Consider the following 18476-nt stretch of genomic DNA (forward strand, 5'->3'; position numbering starts at 1 on the left):
GGTGTTGTACTGCCAACAACAATAGCAGGTGATGGCGCAGTCGTCTATATGTGATCCATAAAAACTGTGTAAAAAGTCAGCAGCATGGCAGAGGCTGATGTCGTCTGCCATGCTGCTACTGTGATCAGATGTTGCTATCGAGGAACTCTTTCAGTTGTGTTTTGGACAAGGCACCTACTTTGGTAGCCGCAACCTGGCCATTTTTAAACAACAACAGGGTAGGAATACCACGAATGCCGTATTTAGGCGAGGTATTCGGGTTTTGATCGATATTCAGCTTGGCAATGGTGACTTTTCCTTGATATTCACCTGCTACATCGTCCAGAATGGGCGCGATCATTTTACAAGGGCCACACCATTCAGCCCAAAAATCGACTAAAACAGGTTGTTCAGCGTTCAGTACATCGGTTTCAAAACTATCGTCTGAAACATGTAAAATCAGGTCACTCATTGATTGTCTCCGTTATTGAACTGGGCAGATCGACTGCAAAAAATGTCATCAATTTAAACGCGGCTGTTTCCTAATGCAAGGCGAACAGTTATGCTAGGCTGGTATGAATAAAACACACTTAACATCGCACAAATTCGCTGATTTCGCATTGGCACCACAGATCCTGGACGCACTGAACAGTCTGGGTTTCAGTTATTGTACTCCAATCCAGGCGCAGTGTCTGCCCCTGGCGCTTAAGGGCAAAGACATTGCCGGCCAGGCACAGACCGGAACCGGTAAAACTCTGGCGTTTTTAACCGCGACCTTTCATTACTTATTGAACAACGAGCCCAGAGGCTCGGGCCAGCCGCGCGCTATCATTATGGCTCCTACGCGCGAACTGGCGGTTCAGATCCATCAGGATGCGGTGGCACTGGCAAAAAGCGCTGGTTTTCGCCTTGGCCTTATCTATGGGGGCGAAGGCTACGACTCTCAACGGCAGTTGCTGGAACAAGGCGTCGATATTTTGATCGGTACCACTGGCCGCTTGATTGATTATCAGAAGCAGGGCCTGTTTCAGCTGGATCAAATTCAGGTGGTGGTATTGGATGAAGCCGATCGGATGTTCGATTTGGGCTTTATCAAAGACATCCGCTTTTTATTCCGCCAGATGCCACCGGCCAATGAGCGCCTTAGTTTGTTATTCTCGGCGACCTTGTCATACAAGGTGCAGGAGCTGGCGTTTGAGCAAATGAACGAGCCGGTGCACATTCATATTGAACCAGATCAGATGACCGCCAGTCGTATCAGCGAAGAGCTGTTTTATCCGTCCGATCCGGACAAAATGAAACTGTTACTGACCTTGATGGAAGAAGAATGGCCGGATAAAGCCATTGTCTTTGCCAACACCAAGCACAGCTGTGAGAACGTCCATGCCTGGCTGGAGGCCGATGGTCACCGGGTAGGCTTGCTGACCGGCGATGTGGTGCAGAAAAAGCGCTTGAAAATTCTGGAAGATTTCACCAGTGGTAAACTGGATATTCTGGTGGCAACCGATGTAGCCGCCCGTGGCCTGCATATTCCGAAAGTGAGCCATGTGTTCAACTTTGACTTGCCAGACGATTGCGAAGATTATGTTCACCGCATAGGCCGTACCGGCCGGGCAGGTGAAAGCGGCAAAGCGATCAGTTTTGCCTGTGAGCGCTATGCCCTGAATCTGACGGCCATTGAAGACTACATCCGGCATCCGTTGCCTGTGACTCAGTACGATCCGGATGCGTTGTTAACTGACTTAACGACGCCAAAGCCACGAGCTCGTCGCCGTACTACCACAGCTCGCAGTGGCGGTGGTAACCGTGGTCGCAGCGGATCCAGTCCAAATGCCAGCCGACGTCCACGCAATCGCTGAGCCAGCTCGCTCAGAACAGCAGGATATTTACGCCGTCATTGACCTTGGCTCCAACAGCTTTCATATGCTGATGGTCAAGGTGGTTGGCGGCAGTGTGCAGGTGATAGGCCGGGTGAAGCGTAAAGTTCGGCTGGCCGCCGGTTTGAATGAAAACCTGGTGCTTAGTCGCCGCGCCATGAAACGGGGCTGGGAATGTCTGGCCCTTTTTGCCGAACGGCTACAGGATATCCCACCACAAAATGTGCGCATTGTCGGCACTGCTACCTTGCGTTTAGCGCGCAATGTTAAAACTTTTCTGCATGATGCCGAGCATATCTTAGGCCACCCCATCCGGGTGATCAGTGGCGAAGAAGAAGCGCGCATTATTTATCTGGGCGTGGCCCATACCTCCAATTGCGAACAAAACCGCCTGGTCATTGATATCGGCGGTGCCAGCACTGAAATTGTGATAGGCAAAGGGTTTGAACCTCTCAAACTAAGCAGCCTGCATATGGGCTGCGTGACCTTTTTGGATGCATATTTTGCCGATGGCCTGTTGACCGAAGACAACTTTAACGCTGCTATCGCTGCCGCAGAGCAGACCTTGGCACCCATTCTGCCAGCATATCAGGCTCTGGGCTGGCAGGTGGCTGTGGGGGCCTCCGGCACGGTGCAGGCGATGCAGGAAATCCTGATTGCTCAAGGCATGGATGAAACCATTACCCTGGAACGGCTGGAAGCCATTATGCAGCAGGCGATGGTTTGTGGCCGGCAGGATCAACTGACCCTGGTGGGCCTGGCACAAGAGCGTCGGCAGGTATTTCCATCCGGTTTGTCCATTCTGATTGCCTTGTTCCGGGCGCTGGGTATCAAAGGCATGACCTTATCGGGTGGGGCTTTGCGTGAAGGCGTGCTGTACAGCATGTTGCCTCAGCTGCAGGAAAGCGATGTGCGTCACCGCACCATTGCCAGCCTGATGGTGCGTTATCATATCGATCAGCAGCATGCTAACCGGGTGGCGGATATGGCTCAGTCGTTGGCACAGCAACTCAGCCCGCGCTGGTCACTCACCGCCTTCGATGGTCTCGGCTTATTGCACGGTGCGGCGCTGCTGCATGAGCTGGGCTTACTGATCGAATACAAAAACCACCATCACCATGGTGCTTACATCATCAGCCACTCCGATTTGCCCGGTTTTACCCGGGCCCAGCAGCAGCTGTTGATGGCACTGGTGCATAACCACAGAGCCGATATCAACCGGGAGCTGATTGCCAAGCAAACCATGACTTCGGTGCTGCTGACAGTACGACTGACCCGTATTTTGCGATTGGCCGTGGTGCTGTCGATGCGCCGTCGCCACGAAGCCCTGCCCAATGTTACTCTAAGTGGTAAAGGTGAGCAGTTGGTGTTGCAACTGCCGGCTGGCTGGCTCGATCAGCACCCGCTGATGCGGGCCGAGCTGGAGCAGGAAGTGCAATACCAACAAGCCGCAGGTTGGGAATTGGAGCTGCAGTGAGCATGCGCTACGCCATTGAGCACCAACCCGAGCTGCAGCGTTTTCGCATTGTGCAACAAGGCGAAGAAGCGTTGCTGGAATACCAACTGCTTGGCGATAGTGTCGATTTCTGGCGCACTTATGTACCGGATGCACTGCGTGGCCAGGGCATGGCTGAGCAGTTGGTACGGCATGGTCTTGCTTGGGCAGAACAACAGCAACTAGCCGTACAGGCCAGCTGCTGGTATGTGCAGAAGTTTTTGTGATCAGGTGGTTGTTTCGTTCAACCAAATCGCAACTTTTTTAGCAAAGTAGGTCAGGATGCCATCGGCGCCGGCGCGTTTGAAGGCCAGTAGCGATTCCATAATCACTGGTTTTTCTGCCAGCCAGCCGTTTTGAATGGCGGCCATGTGCATGGCGTACTCGCCGCTGACCTGATAGGCAAAGGTCGGGACGCCAAACTCATCTTTGACCCGCCGCACTATGTCTAAGTAAGGCATGCCGGGTTTGACCATCACCATATCGGCGCCTTCGGTTAAATCCAGCGCCACTTCGCGCAGTGCTTCGTCGCTATTGGCCGGATCCATCTGATAGGTTTTTTTATCGCCACCTTTAAGGTTGGCGGCGGAGCCGACCGCATCGCGAAAAGGGCCGTAGTAGCTGGAAGCGTATTTGGCGGAATAAGCCAGAATGCGGGTATGGACGAAACCGGCTTCTTCCAGCGCCTCACGAATCGCGCCAATGCGGCCATCCATCATATCCGATGGCGCTACCACATCGGCGCCGGCTTCGGCATGCGACAGGGCCTGTTTCACTAAAGCGGCGGTGGTGACATCATTCACCACATAGCCGCTGTCATCAATGATGCCGTCCTGGCCATGAGTGGTAAATGGATCCAGTGCCACGTCGGTAATGACCCCAAGCTCTGGCACAGCAGTTTTCAGTGCCCGCACTGCCCGCTGCGCCAGCCCATCCGGGTTCCAGGCTTCTTCCGCCTGCAGCGATTTCTTTTCTGCTGGTGTAACAGGGAAGAGCGCGATGGCAGGAATGCCCAGCGCAGCCAGCTGTTTGGCTTCTTCGACCAGCAGATCCACGCTCAGGCGTTCAATGCCCGGCATCGAAGCAATGGCTTCGCGCTGCTGCTCACCTTCCAGCACAAAGACTGGATAAATCAGGTCGTCGATTGTGAGCTTGTGCTCGGCCATCAGCCGGCGGCTAAAATCGGCCTGACGCATCCGGCGCATGCGGGTCCAGGGAAAGTCGTTAGGGTGTGACATGCTTGGACTCCTTTGTGTCGTCGTTTGGAAGCTTGCTCTGGTGCAGCGGTGGTTGCGTGAGCACCTGATTGCGACCAGAGCTCTTAGCCTGATAAAGCGCTTTATCGGCATGATAGACATAGAATTCAATGCTGCTCTCGGCATTGGCAACCGCTGCGTAACAACCGGCACTGATGGTGATGCTTAATTGGTGCTGCTGCACAGGTAACAGCTTTTCTGCCAGCAAACAGCGAATACGCTCAGCCACTTGATAAGCACCCAGGGTATCGGTATTGGGCAGGATCAGGGCAAATTCTTCACCGCCGTAGCGGCAGACCAGATCACTGCAGCGTTTCAGCTGGCTTTGGATAAAACCTGCTACCTGACGAATCACTTGATCACCGGCCAGGTGGCCGAAGTCGTCGTTCACCTGTTTAAATAAATCGATATCCAGCAGTACCAGGGCCAGTGGTCGTTGCTCGCGGCGGCTGCGATTAATTTCGGCAAGCATTTTGCGATCAAAATAAGCACGGTTTTTTACCCCAGATAGCGCATCGGTAGTACTTTGTGTTTCCAGCAGTTCATTTTTCTCAGCCAGCTCCTGCAGGGCAATTTGCAGCTCCAGCGTACGCTCTGAAATGGTGTTTTCCAGCTCGGCTTCCAGTTGCTGCAAGTGTTTGCGGTGCAACCAAAGCAACCAGGGGGTGAGCAGCAGGCAGCCAAGCAGAAAACCAGCACCAAGCGCCAGCAGCAATTCCGTATGTTGCCAGAGAGCAGCCATTAGCTGCTCACTCCTGCACGGTTCAGCAGCTGTTGGCTGTTGAGCCAGCATTGCTGTTGCACCTGTTGCAACGAAAGGTCTTTCAGTGCTGCCAGTTGCTCGGCAATAGCCAGTAGATAAGCCGGCTCATTGCGCCGGCTTTTGGGTTTGTGCGTCAGGTTACGGGGTAACAAGTAAGGCGAGTCGGTTTCCAGGCAAATGCGGTCCAGTGGTAAATACTGCAGGGCGGCAATCAGCTGCTGATTGCGCCGTTCGTCACAGAGCCAGCCGGTAAGGCCAATGTAGAGCCCTAAATCGAGATAGGCTTTGAGCTGCTCGCTGTTGCCGGTAAAGCAGTGGGCAATGCCATGCTGGATTTGGTGCTCTTGCAGCAAGGCATATTGCTGCTCGAAGGCATCGCGTTCATGCAGATATACCGGCAACTGCAGCTCTTTTGCCAGTGCTAATTGTTCTGAAAAAACAGCAAGTTGACCCATTTCGGAAGAAAAGTTACGGTTAAAATCGAGACCACATTCACCGATAGCAACAACGGTGTGATCTTTCACCAGCTGTCGTAACTGACGTTGCCAGCCTTCACTGACCTGATCGGCCTGATGGGGATGAACGCCAGCTGTACTGTAGCAGGCAGGATGTTGATGACACCAAGCGATGTTCTGCTCTGCTTCCTTCAGATCCGAGGCGATCAGCAGCCAGTGCCCAACCCCTGCAGTCTGAGCGCGCTCAAGCAGTTCAATCCGATCGTGATCAAACTGCTGGCTAAACAGATTAACGCCCAGATCAAACCATGCCATCGGCTACTCTATCCTGCGGACACGGGTCGAGCGGTTGCTGTTATCATTGCTTAGCACAAAGGAGCCCAGCATTGCTCTGCGGATATAGTGAGTCTGGCCTACCTCGATCGGGTAATACTCAGCCGAGCTTTGCCGCCAAACCTGGCCATTATCGAAATGCACAATAAGGTGCTGGCGGGCATCTTTGTCAACTCTGGTTACGGTCGCGTAAATACGATCCAGTTGCTCGGCTGGTCGCTCAGCGGCTTTGCCAAAACCGGCTTCAGCCGCGGCTGCTGGTTCAGGTTGGCGCTCGATACGGCGTTCGGAAGCCGGGGCAGGTTGCCGTTCAGCTTGCTGTTCCGTACCCCGTTGTCTGGCGGCAGCTGCTGGTGTGTATGAGGTGGCTAGCTGGTCATAACAATGCAGCCGCTCGGTTGTGTTTTGCTGTTGCAGGCATTGCTGCAAAGCGGCACGAAGCTGTGCCTCTGATGCCTGCAGTGGCAGGGTGGCCAGCAAAGGCAGCGCCAGGACCAGCCAGTAAAGTGATTTAACTTTCATCCTTGACCTCCGGGTTCGATTCAGTATTCGGTTGATCTTTGGGTTGATAAAAACGTCCCAGCAGTAAACCACATTCAAACAAAATCCACATAGGAATGGCCAGCAAGGTTTGCGAGATGACATCCGGTGGCGTCAGCAACATACCGGCAATAAAGGCACCCACCACAATATAAGGGCGTTTTGCTGCCAGCGCTTGTGGCGTGGTGGTCCCTGACCAGATAAGCAGCAAGATCACCACCGGGATTTCAAAAGCGATGCCAAAAGCAAAAAACAGCTTAAGGACAAAATTCAGATAACTGCTGATATCGGTGGCGATGGTGATGCTGTCGGAAGCGTAGCTGCTAAAAAAAGCAAAGACGATAGGGAACACCACATAATACGCAAAGGCAATACCGGCATAAAATAATAGGGTACTGGAAATTACCAGGGGTGCCACCAGGCGCCGTTCGCGCTGATACAAGGCCGGCGCGATAAACCGCCAAATCTGAAATAAAATGTAAGGAATAGCCAAGGCGATGGCCACCATAAAGGTCAGTTTAAAAGGCGCGAAAAAAGGCGAGGCGACATCGGTCGCAATCATGCTGCTGCCTTCTGGCATGGTGGCAATCAATGGCATGGCCAGCAGTTCATACAAGTCGTTGGCAAAGTAAGCCAGGCAGGCAAAAACCACCAAAACAGCAATAACGCAGCGTAGTAGCCGGTTACGCAGCTCGACCAGATGGCCTAACAAGCTGTCAGGTTCCGCTTGAATCGTCATGATGCTTGGTTGTGTTCTTCGTTGGGGCAGTACCGGCTTTATTGACATCTTCGGCGGCTTTTTTGAGTTCAGCCACAGCCGCTTTTTCCTCATCGGTCAAATCAAGAAAGCCTTTTTGTTCTGCTTGTTTTAGTTTTTGATGCAGTTCATGCACCCGCAGGTTGTCACTTAGTTCGGCCTGCATCTGCTGGCCAAACTGTTTGACCGAGTTGACGGTACGCATGACGGAACGAATAGCACCGGGCAGCCGCTCGGGGCCCAGTACCAGCAAACCAACCACTGCGATCACCAACAGTTCCCAGAAGCCCATTTACTGTTTTTCGCGCTCTTTACTGTGTTCAGTGTCTGTCTTTTCACGCTCAGACGGCTTACCTAGCTGTTCCTGCTCTTCTTTGCTACTTTCTTCGTCTTTTACCGAGTTACGAAAGCCTTTGATAGCCGAGCCTAAATCAGAACCTAAACCACGTAATTTTTTGGTACCAAACAGCAGTACGATGATTGCCAGTACAATCAATAATTGCCAGATACTAATGCCACCAAATCCCATATCAACGCCCTTTTACAGCAAGAATCAATTCAGGTTACGACCATACTGCTTTCGCAGCAAAAAATAAAGCGCCAGTTGCTGCCATTGCGGTAGTGAGCAGACCTCCGGTGCTTAGCAGTATACAGGTGGCTATTAGCAGTGAGCCAGCGGCTATGGTCGCCAGCAATCGGCTTTGTTGTTGCTGGCGTTGTTGCAGTTGCTGAACCAGTAATTCGGATATCGCCTGCTGCTGTTTAGGCAGTTGTTCCAAAGCGCGATGCAGCAGCGTTGGCATCTGGGGAAGCTTTTCGGCCCAGAAAGGGGCGTTCTCTTTCAGTTGCCGCCAAAGTGCAGGCAAGCCCATTTGCTGTTGTAGCCAGTTTTCCAGGAAAGGCTTGGCGGTTTTCCACAGATCAAGTTGCGGATAAAGCTGCCGGCCAAGCCCCTCGATGTACAGCAAGGTTTTTTGCAGCAGCACCAATTGCGGCTGCACCTGCATATTAAAGCGTCGGGCCGTGTTAAAAAGGTTCAGCAGCACATGCCCGAAAGAGATATCGGCCAATGGCTTTTGAAATATGGGTTCACAGACGGTGCGGATGGCACTCTCGAACTCTTCCACATTGGTATCTGCTGGCACCCAACCCGAGTCCAGGTGTAACTGGGCCACTTTACGGTAATCGCGGTTGAAGAAAGCGACGAAGTTTTCCGCCAGATAGCGCTTGTCTTCACTGTTGAGTGTGCCCACGATACCGCAGTCGATACCAATGTACTTGGGGTTTTGTGGATGCTCGCGCGAGACAAAAATATTGCCTGGGTGCATATCGGCATGAAAAAAGCTGTCACGAAATACCTGGGTAAAAAATACCTCAACACCCCGTTTGGCCAGTAGCTCCATATCGGTGCCCTGAGCTTCCAGGGCGGCAATATCGGAAACCGGAATGCCATAAATACGCTCCATCACCATCACGTTGTTGCGGCAATCGTCGCTGTAGACATAAGGAATATACAGTGAGTCGGAGTCCATAAAGTTACGGCGTAACTGAATGGCGTTGGCAGCTTCGCGCTGTAAGTCTAGCTCATCGAGAATGGTTTTGCGGTACTCGGCTACTACCTCGCGCGGTCGCAGGCGTTTACCATCCGGTAAAAAGCGGGCAGCGGCTTCAGCAGCAGTTTCCATCAGCGATAAATCGGCCAGAATTTGCTTGCGGATGCCCGGGCGGATCACTTTGACCACCACATCGGCATCCGGGCCATCGGTTTGCTTCATTTTTGCGGCATGCACCTGGGCAATGGAGGCGGAGGCGAGCGGTTGCAAGGAAAAATCACTGAACTTATCGTGAATGTGTTGCAATCCCATCGCCTGCTCAATCAGGGCCTGGGCTTGCTCACCGGGGAAGGGCGCGACTTTGTCCTGCAGTTTTGCCAGTTCATCGGCCCACTCTGCTGGCAACAGATCACGTCGGGTAGAGAGCATTTGACCAAGTTTAATCCACACCGGCCCCAGGCTTTGCAGTGCTAAGCGCAATCGTACCCCTTGTGGGGCGTGTGGATGTTGGTTGCGCAGCCAGAAAGCACTTTTGCGCAGCAGCCGCATGTACCAGGGGCGGTGCTTGATGGGGACCAGTTCATCCAGGCCGTATTGCAATAATGTTTTTTGGATCTGATAAAACCGACCGATACGCATCGGTTACTCCTGCCATGGTTTCAGTTGATGTTGCAGCCGTTCCAGCCGGGCATGCAACTGGCTCACTTCTGCACTGAATTGTTCAATTTCAAGCCGGTGCGGCGTCAGCTGTAGCTCATCTTGTGCCAGCTCCAGGCTCATCTGCTGGAGGGCTTGTTGTTTTGCACTGATCAGGGCGCTGAGCTGCTGCAGCACCCGGTTTAGCTTATGGGTCAGGCCATCACCAAGATACAAGGCAGCTTTGGCTTGCCAGTCGGGTTGCAGCTGCTGAAAAAAGCTGCTGAATTGTTGGGCTACCTGAATATCACCATCAATCTGCACCGCATCGCTTTTGATCAGGTGAGTCAGTTGGTTGGGATCGCGTAACTGTTTCAGGCTGGTCAGATCAGCCCGAATGGCACAATCCACTGCTTCCTGATGCAGATTCAACAGCAGGCTGTTTGTGGTCGCAGTCAGCACCAAGCGCCAGTCGAACTCAGTCAATTGAAACGCCAACTGCCGGCCAGCCAAACGTTGCAACCTGGCTGCAGCCGCCGGATCCATGGCAATAACCTCTGCCAATGCTTTTTCGGCCAGACCACAGAGCAATTGGGGAGCCAGCTGCAGCATCAGAATTTGTAACCCCGATGCAAAGCGACAATGCCGCCGGTCAGATTGTGATAACTCACCTCGGCAAAGCCTGCCTGCTCCATCATGTGTTGCAGGGTAGCCTGGTCCGGATGCATACGAATGGACTCGGCCAGATACTGGTAGCTTTCGGCATCACCAGCGACCAACTGGCCCATTTTGGGCAGTAGATTGAACGAATAAAAGTCGTAGGCTTTGGTCAGCAACTCGGATTGTGGTTTGGAAAACTCCAACACCAGCAAGCGGCCACCAGGTTTTAGCACCCGGAACATCGATGCAAGGGCTGCATCTTTGTTGGTAACATTGCGCAGGCCAAAGGCGATGGTAATAATGTCAAAGCTGTTATCAGCAAAGGGCAGTGCTTCGGCATTGGCCTGTACATACTCGATGTTATCCACCAGCCCCTGATCGCGCAATTTATCACGGCCTACTGCCAGCATGGAGGCATTGATATCCGCCAGTACTACCTTGCCAGAGGGGCCAACCCGCTTTGAAAATAAGGCGGTCAAATCACCGGTGCCGCCGGCCAGATCCAATACCTTTTGCCCAGGCCGGACCGCACTGCAGTCGATAGTAAAGCGTTTCCACAGCCGGTGGATACCGAACGACATCACATCGTTCATCACATCGTACTTGGCGGCTACTGAGTGAAATACATTGGCGACCAGCGAGACCTTGTCGTCTTCTGCCACGGTTTTGTAGCCAAAGTGGGTGGTTTTTTGGTTGCTGTCGGACATGTCAGAGCCTTGCAGATAAATTCAGTCGCTAGTGTAAAAGATCTGGCAGCAAGACGCCAACGGAACTGTATTTCTCAGCGGCCGCTACTGTATTACAGCATGGTTTCTGTTGCGACCTGGTTGCGGCCGCGGTGTTTGGCGATTTGCAGAATTTGACTGGTTCTGGCTAAAAATTGTTGCCAGTTTTCTTTCGCCTGATACAAGGAGACACCAAGCGAGATGGTCACTTTGGGCAGGGTCTTTTTACTGCGTGATGACACAAAGCGCAGTTTTTCTACTCCTTTCCGCACTTGCTCGGCAATTTCACCGGCAGTTCGCAAGTCAACATCCGGTAGCAGGATCAGAAACTCTTCGCCACCGGCCCGCACCGGCAGGCCACTGTCTTGCACATAGCTACGTACTTTACGGGCTACCTTGCTTAAAATAACGTCACCAATGGTATCGCCATAGTCTTGATTGAATTGGCGGAAGTGATCTAAATCTACCGCAATAGCTGCAATTTGTCGTTCTGGTTGCTCGGTAAGCCAGAGCTCCAGGTGCTCCTGCATCGCCAGCCGGTTATACAGGCCGGTCAGCGGATCCAACAGCCTTAGCTGCTTCACTTCCTTCAGCTCAGTACGCAGCTGGTGGCTTTGCTGATTGGCCAGCTCCAGTTGTTGATTCAGCTGTAAATGGCAGCGCCGGACTTTCTCAGTCGCTTCTATCAGCTGCATCATATTCAATTTTAATGCCGGGTCGCTGCTGCTGAGTTCAGGTAATTGATGATCCAATAACTCAAGATAATCATTGGTGGCTTCATGAGCCAGATCGGTACAACCAGATAAACGGGTGACCATGGTGCTAACCCGTTGCACCAGCTGTTCATTTTGTTGATGGGATTTTTCGATCCAGTGGCTGTATAGCTCTGCCATGATAAAGTCATCAAAAGGCAGCCTGGCGGCAACGCGCTGCTCTATGGCTTGACACAAGCCTGCATTTTGGCCACTACTGTATTCATAGCTGACGGTATAATTGACCGGGTGAGGCGCTAAATTGTGCCTTAACAGGAAAGCCGCCGCCTGAGACGATTTTTCTCGTGCCAGGGCAACCGGGTCATTATACATCATGACAAGGTAAACTCCGTTTGGATACTACATTAAACCTAGCGCAGTAATGATACATCGATGACTACGCGACTTGTTGTTTTGCTTGGCAAAGCAAACGTATCGCTTGTAATTTTCTATAACATAGCGACTTCCAGAGCGTTAGCCAAGTGTTTTTTAACATTTCGCCGCATTCTGACTGGCAAAGTGATTGTTGTACAGGAAAGCTCAGTGAAAATGCGTTTAACTGTCTGCTGTAAGCGTTGATAGAGACTGGATTTGAGTGGTGTTCACGGTAGAATTCATTTACAAACAAGAAACAGAGGGTACCCCATGCGAATAATGATTTTAGCTGCCTCCATGACCTTGCTGCTCGGTTGCGCCAGTCAGGCAACAGCTCCAGCGATGTCTGATCAGGCCTTTAGCAGCTTTGCAGCCGAGTTGTGGCAAGCCGAGCAAGAGCGAAGTCGCCCGCAGCCAGGCCAATTAGCGGATATATCAGCCGAGCGACTGGCTGAATTGGCTGCTGAGCGCCGCGACTGGTTGCAGCAGTTGGACGCTATGGATCTCTCTGGCCTCTCTAAGCAAAATCAGATCAACCATGCAATTTTGCGCTATCGCCTGGCGAACAGTTATGATCAGTACCGTTTTGGCGCACAGCGGATGCCGCTGACAGCAGAGTCTGGCTTTCACAACAGCCTGGCTTTTATGGCCCAACGGGGTGGCTTCAGACAAAAAAGTGATTTTGACAATTACCTCAGCCAGCTGGCTCAAATGCCCGCGTATTTCGAACAGCAGATGCAGTGGATGCGGCAGGGACTGGCCGATGGCATGACCCAGCCTCAGGCTGTGCTGACAGGCTTTGAAGAAAGCATCAGTGCTTATGTCACTGAGCAGCCGGAGCAGAATGTATTTTATACCCCCTTTCGAAGGCAGCCGGACAGCATCTCGGATGCCGACTGGCAGCAGTTGACGGCCCAGGCAAAGGCGCTGATTAACGAAGCGGTCAATCCGAGTTATCAGGCATTTTATGAGTTCTTTGTTGGCGAGTATTACCCCAATGCCCGTCAAAGCATTGGAGCCAGTGAGTTACCCGATGGCCGTGCTTACTACCAGAACCGGTTGGAGCACTACACCACGCTGCAGATGACACCGGCCGAAATTCATCAGATCGGCTTGGACGAAGTTGCCCGCATCCGGGCTGAAATGCAGCAGGTGATAGATTCATTGGGTTTTGAAGGCAGTTTTGCTGATTTTGTCGATTACTTACGAACCGATCCGAAGTTTTACGCCGAAACGCCGCAACAACTCATGCATTACGCGGCTTATCTGTCGAAAAAAGCTGACGCAGCCTTGCCTCGCTTTTTTCTGCGTGAAACGCTGCCAAGGACGCCTTATGGGGTAGCACCGGTACCGGATGAAATTGCCCCTAAATACACCACTGGTCGTTATTTAAGCGCCAATACGGATCGGGATGCCGGTTACTATTGGGTCAATACCTATGCGCTGAATCGCCGGCCTCTGTATGAAATGGAAGCTCTGACACTGCATGAAGCCGTGCCTGGTCATCATTTGCAAATTGCACTGTCGCAGGAGATGGAACAGCTGCCGGATTATCGCCGTAGCTTTTATACCTCGGCTTTTGGTGAAGGCTGGGGCTTGTATGCCGAGTACCTGGGCCTGGAGATGGGCTTTTACCAAAATCCATACGACAACTTCGGACGTCTGTCTTTTGAAATGTGGCGGGCGGTGCGTTTAGTGGTGGATACCGGACTGCATGCCAAAGGCTGGAGCCGGCAAGAGGCCATCGATTTCTTGGCCAGCAACAGCGCTTTGTCGATGCACAATGTGGTGACTGAAATCGATCGTTACATCAGCTGGCCCGGGCAGGCGCTCTCCTACAAGCTGGGTGAGTTAACGATACGTAGGCTGCGCCAGGAAGCCGAGCAAGCCCTGGGAGATGACTTTGATGTACGTGAGTTCCACCACCAGGTACTGAAGAACGGTAGTGTGCCTCTGCAGGTATTGGAACAACAGATCCGCCAGTACATTGCGGAAAAGAATACGCGCTGAGTATTGTTATTGATTTTACCAAAGCAAAACAGCAGCCTTGGCTGCTGTTTTTTAACTTGATTCAACGTTTAATGTCGAACGGTGATTTTAGGCTCTGTATCGATTTCACCATCTTGATCGATGGCTGCGACCCGATTCCCAGCCAGTAATACGGCCAGGTTGCCAGTGGTGGAATGTCTTACAAAAGCGAGTTCGTAGCCATAACGCTGTAATTCAGCTACCGAGAATTTTTGTGCCAGATTGAGCTCATCCCAGATTTGTTGCATCTCCCTGTTCGACTGGCGCCTTTCAATAAGTGCTGCTTGCATGTGTACACACCCTATTTTCAGTTGCGTCGAAAAAGATTCAGTCCTGATTGGACAATGCTGTCAGGCTGAGAATAGTACGCCATTCTTGCTCTGTCACGGGCATGACCGATAAGCGGTTGCCTTTCCTGACCAATGGCATCTGATCCAGTGTACCGATTTTTTTTAACTTGTCTAGCGTTAGAAACTGAGCAAATTTTTGTTCAAATTTAACATCGACTGCTACCCAGCGTGGTGTTTGTGGATTGGATTTGGCATCAAAGTACGGGCTATCGGGTTTGAACTGACTGGGATCCGGGTAGGCTGCCCGGCTGATGCTGGCAATGCCGGCAATACCCGGTGGTTTACAGCTGGAATGGTAGATAAATACTTGATCGCCCAGTTGGACCAGATCCCGTAAAAAGTTCCGTGCCTGATAGTTGCGCACGCCATCCCACAGAAAGCTGCGTTCAGGTTCTGCTGCCAGATCATCAATGCTGAGTTCATCCGGTTCGGTTTTAAACAACCAATAAGCCATGGTGTAGGTGCTACCCTGAATGGATTTGTTGTTATACTAGCGCTACCGTCGCAGTAGATAAAGTAAAAGCAGGGTGTATGAGTCAGGTATTGGATAAGTTGTTGTCGTTACTGAAACTGGAGCCAATAGAGCTTGGACTGTATCGTGGGCAAAGTCAGGACCTGGGCTTTAAAGCGGTGTTTGGCGGCCAGGTGATGGGGCAGGCGTTATCCGCCGCCAAAGCCACCATCGATGAAGATCGCAAGGTGCACTCGTTTCACTCCTATTTTTTACGGCCAGGCGATGCCAGTAAGCCCATAGTGTATGAGGTCGAAAGTATCCGTGATGGCAAAAGCTTCAGCACGCGCCGGGTTAGGGCCATTCAGTTTGGTAAGGCCATTTTTTACATGACGGCTTCGTTTCAGCGCGAAGAGGAAGGCTTTGAGCACCAGGATGCAATGCCAGAGGTGCCAGGGCCGGATGAACTGGTGTCGGATTTAGATTTTTACCAGCAGCATGCCGATAAGATCCCGGAAGCATTGCGCAGTAAGTTTATCTGCGAAAAACCGATTGAGATGCGGCCGGTTGATTTTCAGAACCCATTCGAGCCCAAGCAAAGCGCGCCCAAACGTTATGTCTGGTTTAAAGCCAATGGCACCATGCCGGATGATTTGCGGGTGCATAAATACTTGCTGGCGTATGCCTCGGATTTTAACTTTCTGCCTACTGCCTTGCAGCCGCATGGCCGTTCATTTTTAGCGCCTAATATGCAGGTGGCTACCATCGATCATGCCATGTGGTTTCATCAGGATTTCCGTTTTGATGACTGGCTGCTTTATGCCGTCGACAGCCCAAGTGCCTCCGGTGGCCGTGGTCTGGTTCGCGGTCAGTTTTATGATCGTGCCGGCCGTTTGGTAGCCTCCACCATGCAGGAAGGGGTAATCCGGCAATATCCGGTGGTGGCAAAGCCGGTTTAACCGGCTTGCTGACACTGGTCACAACTGAGTACCAAGCGTTGAATGCTTTGCAGCACATCGGAGTGCAGCATGGCATTCACGGTCTGCGTCAGTATACTTAACCTGGCGGTTGCATGCAGGCTGCCATCTTCGGCCACTTGCAGTTGCTGTTGCTGACGCAGTGCTTTGATTAAAGTGGCAAACAGCTGCTTATCCAGATACTCGGGTGCGGTAATGCCGTGCAGCGTCAGCAGCCGGCCAGCCAAAGCCTGGCTTTGTTGTTCCAGCTGCGCGCGCTGCCAGCCAGAGCCTTGTTGTAACAGGTTGAGCACGATGGCATAGCGCTGCAAGGTATCGGTAGCGATGCCCGCCAAAAGGCCCAACTGCCGATAACCGACATCTTGTTGCGGCACCGGCCGGGGGCCATGCTCTGCCTGTTCAATTAAGCCGGTTTCAGCCATAAAATCCAGCACCTGGCCGGATAAAGTACGGTGCTCCGTTTTCAGGTAAAGCTCGGTCGCCAGCAAGGGATAAAGCAGAGCTATGGTATCAGCCAGTTGTTGTCCACTTAGATCCCGTTGGCGTAACAACGCCGATGCCAGGATGGCCGGCAAAATAAACAAATGAATAATGTTGTTGCGAAAGTAACTGAGCAGAATGGCCTGCTCCGGCTCCAATGTGATGATGTGGCCAAAATGATCGCTGCTTTGCTGAATTTTGCCAAGGGCCAGGGCATGCTCAATCATCTCGGCCGGGCTTTGCTCCGGTAAGCTGATGCGGCTGTGGTACGGCAGGCATTGCTGCAAGCGGATATAGAGCTCTAACTGTTGTTCGAGCTCTGAGCGCGCTAATGCTTTATGCCGGGTGGCCAGCAACACCAAGGCAATCAGATTGACGGCATTCAAAGCCGCGGATTGGTTGATATGCACCATAATATCGCTTGCCAGCTCATCGACAACGCCCCCTAACCAGGCTGGTTTAGGCACCGTGCTGTATTCACGCAGGCGTTTCCAGTCTGGTACCCGTTCGGTCAGATAGCTATTGAGCGAAATTGGCTCAGCAAAGTTGATGTAACCAAAGCCGTAATTACGTAATTTACGAATGGCTTTAAAGACACCAAATACCGACTCTTTTTGTTTGGCTGAGCCTTTTAGTTCGCTCAGGTAGGTATTTACCTCCATCACATGCTCGTAACCCAGATACACCGGCACCAGCGTGATAGGCCGATCGGTACCCTGCAGCAGGGTTTGCACCGTCATCGCCAGCATGCCGGTTTTTGGGGTCAGTAGCCGCCCGGTTCTGCTGCGCCCACCCTCCGGGTAAAACTTCACGGCGTACCCTTTGTTAAATAGCTGGCTCAGGTACTCACGAAATACGGTGGAGTAGAGCTTATCGCCGCTAAAACTGCGGCGGATAAAAAAGGCGCCGCCGCGGCGAAAGATAGGACCGGCTGGCCAAAAGTTCAGATTTACGCCAGCCGCAATGTGTGGCGGCACCAAACCCTGATGATAAATGACATAGCTGAGCAGCAGGTAATCCATATGGCTGCGATGGCAAGGCACATACACAATTTCATGACCTTTTTGCGCCAGCTGCTGCAGCTGCTTGCCATGATTAATGTGCAGGCCATGGTAGAGCTTGTGCCATAACCAGCTCAGCACCCGATCGCCAACCCGAAGGGTCGACTCGCGATAATCGGCAGCAATTTCCTGCAGCAATTTGCGGGCCCTTTGCCGGATTTTATCAACGGAGACATGCTGGGATTTGGCTTCATCGGCAATCACCTTTTTAACGGCTGGCCGTGCCAGGATCGCATGCTGCAACTGGTTACGGCTCATCAGGCGTGGGCCGGTGGCGGCCAGTCGCTGCCGGTAAAAATGAATGCGTGACATTCGAAGCAGCTTACGGGCAACCACAGGGTTGGCACCAAATTGTGCCGCCATCTGCTGCAACTGCACTGCTGGACTAAAACGGATCAAGGTATGGCGACCGGATACCAGCACGATCAGCAGTTTTGCTAACCAGTTTGGCGAATGGGCTTCACCCAGCAGCCATTTAATACTGTTTTCCTTGCCGGGGGTGCGGCCCCATAAAATGGCTGCCGGGATCAACTGTGCCTGCAGTTCAGGCTGTTGTTGGTGGGCCTGCAGCAGAGCCAGACCTTGTTGCAGTGCTTTGGTTTTAGGCCGGCCCCCGATCAGGCGGTGTGGCTTTTCCAAAAACAAAATCCGATCGTGTTGCTCCTGGCCTAATCGCACTTTACTAAGCGGGTCGGGCAAACCCAGCTGCAGACAGACTCTACGTAAGCAGGCCAGATCACTGGCCGACTCAGTATGGCAGATATACAAAATCGGCCGATCAGTATCCAGTTGCAAATCAGCAACTGGATCGGCGGGCAGTAACTTAAAGCGCACCAGAGGGCGCAGGGGCCATTTTAACAAGGATGCGAACCACTTGAGTCGCAGCAACATAGCGCATATCCGTTAAAGCAAAACCGTAATTCTAGCATGGGCAGATGGATGGCGGCAGTCTCAGGCTGATTCGACTTGGCAT

20 protein-coding genes are annotated in these 18476 nt (G+C 52.3%); 5 read left to right on the plus strand and 15 right to left on the minus strand.

Features of this window, described 5'->3' with window-relative positions; translation table 11 throughout:
- Positions 1-124: 124 nt before the first annotated feature.
- Positions 125-451 carry a thioredoxin TrxA gene (gene trxA, locus QWY20_RS12055; protein ID WP_091343963.1) on the minus strand — a complete coding sequence of 109 codons (327 nt, stop codon included), beginning with the start codon at positions 449-451 and terminating at the stop codon, positions 125-127.
- A gap of 103 nt (positions 452-554) precedes the next feature.
- Here trxA and rhlB point away from each other — a divergent pair, with 103 nt between their 5' ends.
- From rhlB to QWY20_RS12070, 3 genes are read left to right on the plus strand one after another with little or no spacing between them, the layout of a single operon-like run.
- Positions 555-1838 (plus strand): ATP-dependent RNA helicase RhlB, encoded by a 1284-nt coding sequence (rhlB, locus tag QWY20_RS12060; RefSeq protein WP_330129261.1) that lies wholly within the window; start codon positions 555-557, stop codon positions 1836-1838.
- Positions 1810-3333, plus strand: coding sequence for a guanosine-5'-triphosphate,3'-diphosphate diphosphatase (gene gppA, locus QWY20_RS12065; RefSeq protein ID WP_330129262.1), 1524 nt, complete (start codon positions 1810-1812; stop codon positions 3331-3333). The genes rhlB and gppA overlap by 29 nt, the downstream gene beginning before the upstream one ends.
- 2 nt (positions 3334-3335) lie before the next feature.
- Positions 3336-3578 (plus strand): GNAT family N-acetyltransferase, encoded by a 243-nt coding sequence (locus QWY20_RS12070; protein ID WP_330129263.1) that lies wholly within the window; start codon positions 3336-3338, stop codon positions 3576-3578.
- Here QWY20_RS12070 and hemB read toward each other — a convergent pair whose 3' ends face one another.
- From hemB to QWY20_RS12125, 11 genes are all read right to left on the minus strand, one after another.
- Positions 3579-4589: a porphobilinogen synthase gene (gene hemB / locus QWY20_RS12075; RefSeq protein ID WP_330129264.1), complete on the minus strand. Its 1011-nt coding sequence runs from the start codon at positions 4587-4589 to the stop codon at positions 3579-3581. It lies immediately after the preceding gene.
- On the minus strand, positions 4576-5349 hold the full coding sequence (locus tag QWY20_RS12080) for a GGDEF domain-containing protein (protein ID WP_330129265.1): 774 nt from the start codon (positions 5347-5349) through the stop codon (positions 4576-4578). Before QWY20_RS12080 ends, hemB begins: the two co-directional genes overlap by 14 nt.
- On the minus strand, positions 5349-6140 hold the full coding sequence (locus QWY20_RS12085) for a TatD family hydrolase (RefSeq protein WP_330129266.1): 792 nt from the start codon (positions 6138-6140) through the stop codon (positions 5349-5351). The genes QWY20_RS12080 and QWY20_RS12085 overlap by 1 nt, the downstream gene beginning before the upstream one ends.
- A 3-nt stretch (positions 6141-6143) precedes the next feature.
- A complete protein-coding gene (locus QWY20_RS12090) occupies positions 6144-6680 on the minus strand; it encodes a hypothetical protein (protein ID WP_330129267.1) in 537 nt (178 codons plus the stop codon).
- Positions 6670-7437, minus strand: coding sequence for a twin-arginine translocase subunit TatC (tatC, locus tag QWY20_RS12095; RefSeq protein WP_330129268.1), 768 nt, complete (start codon positions 7435-7437; stop codon positions 6670-6672). The genes QWY20_RS12090 and tatC overlap by 11 nt, the downstream gene beginning before the upstream one ends.
- Positions 7415-7747, minus strand: a complete 333-nt coding sequence (gene tatB, locus QWY20_RS12100) for a Sec-independent protein translocase protein TatB (RefSeq protein ID WP_330129269.1) — start codon at positions 7745-7747, stop codon at positions 7415-7417. The genes tatC and tatB overlap by 23 nt, the downstream gene beginning before the upstream one ends.
- Complete coding sequence (tatA, locus tag QWY20_RS12105; protein WP_330129270.1) at positions 7748-7984, minus strand: Sec-independent protein translocase subunit TatA; 237 nt, start codon at positions 7982-7984, stop codon at positions 7748-7750.
- A 34-nt stretch (positions 7985-8018) separates the two neighbouring features.
- Positions 8019-9647, minus strand: a complete 1629-nt coding sequence (gene ubiB / locus QWY20_RS12110) for a ubiquinone biosynthesis regulatory protein kinase UbiB (RefSeq protein ID WP_330129271.1) — start codon at positions 9645-9647, stop codon at positions 8019-8021.
- A gap of 3 nt (positions 9648-9650) precedes the next feature.
- Complete coding sequence (locus QWY20_RS12115; protein WP_330129272.1) at positions 9651-10256, minus strand: ubiquinone biosynthesis accessory factor UbiJ; 606 nt, start codon at positions 10254-10256, stop codon at positions 9651-9653.
- Positions 10256-11011: a bifunctional demethylmenaquinone methyltransferase/2-methoxy-6-polyprenyl-1,4-benzoquinol methylase UbiE gene (gene ubiE / locus QWY20_RS12120; RefSeq protein WP_330129273.1), complete on the minus strand. Its 756-nt coding sequence runs from the start codon at positions 11009-11011 to the stop codon at positions 10256-10258. The genes QWY20_RS12115 and ubiE overlap by 1 nt, the downstream gene beginning before the upstream one ends.
- Before the next feature lie 92 nt (positions 11012-11103).
- Positions 11104-12117 carry a GGDEF domain-containing protein gene (locus QWY20_RS12125; protein ID WP_330129274.1) on the minus strand — a complete coding sequence of 338 codons (1014 nt, stop codon included), beginning with the start codon at positions 12115-12117 and terminating at the stop codon, positions 11104-11106.
- A 309-nt stretch (positions 12118-12426) separates the two neighbouring features.
- Here QWY20_RS12125 and QWY20_RS12130 point away from each other — a divergent pair, with 309 nt between their 5' ends.
- A complete protein-coding gene (locus QWY20_RS12130; protein WP_330129275.1) occupies positions 12427-14166 on the plus strand; it encodes a DUF885 domain-containing protein in 1740 nt (579 codons plus the stop codon).
- 68 nt (positions 14167-14234) lie between these two features.
- Here the strand turns inward: QWY20_RS12130 and QWY20_RS12135 are convergent, their stop codons facing one another.
- Together QWY20_RS12135 and QWY20_RS12140 are read right to left on the minus strand one after the other, a co-directional pair.
- Positions 14235-14474: a hypothetical protein gene (locus QWY20_RS12135; protein WP_330129276.1), complete on the minus strand. Its 240-nt coding sequence runs from the start codon at positions 14472-14474 to the stop codon at positions 14235-14237.
- 37 nt (positions 14475-14511) lie between these two features.
- The gene (locus QWY20_RS12140) at positions 14512-14988 is read right to left on the minus strand and encodes an EVE domain-containing protein (RefSeq protein ID WP_330129277.1); all 477 of its coding nucleotides are present in this window, start codon (positions 14986-14988) and stop codon (positions 14512-14514) included.
- 77 nt (positions 14989-15065) lie between these two features.
- Here QWY20_RS12140 and tesB point away from each other — a divergent pair, with 77 nt between their 5' ends.
- Positions 15066-15944 carry an acyl-CoA thioesterase II gene (gene tesB / locus QWY20_RS12145; protein ID WP_330129278.1) on the plus strand — a complete coding sequence of 293 codons (879 nt, stop codon included), beginning with the start codon at positions 15066-15068 and terminating at the stop codon, positions 15942-15944.
- On the opposite strand, the gene plsB is transcribed toward tesB, so the two are convergent.
- Positions 15941-18394: a glycerol-3-phosphate 1-O-acyltransferase PlsB gene (plsB, locus tag QWY20_RS12150; protein ID WP_330129279.1), complete on the minus strand. Its 2454-nt coding sequence runs from the start codon at positions 18392-18394 to the stop codon at positions 15941-15943. The two genes, tesB and plsB, sit on opposite strands and share 4 nt — an antisense overlap.
- Positions 18395-18476: the final 82 nt, after the last annotated feature.

It is taken from the genome of Alkalimonas cellulosilytica (assembly GCF_036325985.1).
Taxonomy (GTDB): Bacteria; Pseudomonadota; Gammaproteobacteria; order Enterobacterales; family Alteromonadaceae; genus Alkalimonas; species Alkalimonas cellulosilytica.